1 pseudogene is annotated in these 357 nt (G+C 55.2%); it reads left to right on the top strand.

Annotated features, from left to right (window positions below):
* A pseudogene (locus L972_RS21210) lies at positions 1 to 237 on the top strand (transposase); the annotation flags it as partial.
* Between the last annotated feature and the right edge of the window lie 120 nt (positions 238 to 357).

The following is a 357-nucleotide window of genomic DNA, read 5'->3' as shown; positions in this document are numbered from 1 at the left end:
ATAGCAGGTAAAGGGGCGACAGCCTGTATCCCGCCTCGCAAGAACGCGGGGTTATGGAAAAAGGGACACCCAAGAAATGAGGCCGTGCTGGTGATGCGCAAGGAAGGGTTGGCGCACTGGAAGAAGATATCGGGGTATCACCGGCACTCGCTGGCAGAGACGGCGATACATCGGTTCAAGCAGTTGCTGGCGGGGAAAATCAGTCTGCGTAACTACAACGGACAAGTGGGAGAAATGAGGTGTCCTGACAAGATCGGACAGTCCCGGATCAAGCAGCCTGAGCTGTTCTCCAATACCTCTTGTTAAACTCCGTCGGGCTGACATTGCCAAGTCGTGAATGCCGACGTTGGCGGTTGT

The sequence above is a fragment of the Aeromonas sp. ZOR0001 genome (genome assembly GCF_000801015.1).
In the GTDB taxonomy this organism is placed as follows: domain Bacteria; phylum Pseudomonadota; class Gammaproteobacteria; order Enterobacterales; family Aeromonadaceae; genus Aeromonas; species Aeromonas veronii.
This window is presented reverse-complemented; position numbering and strand designations above follow the sequence as displayed.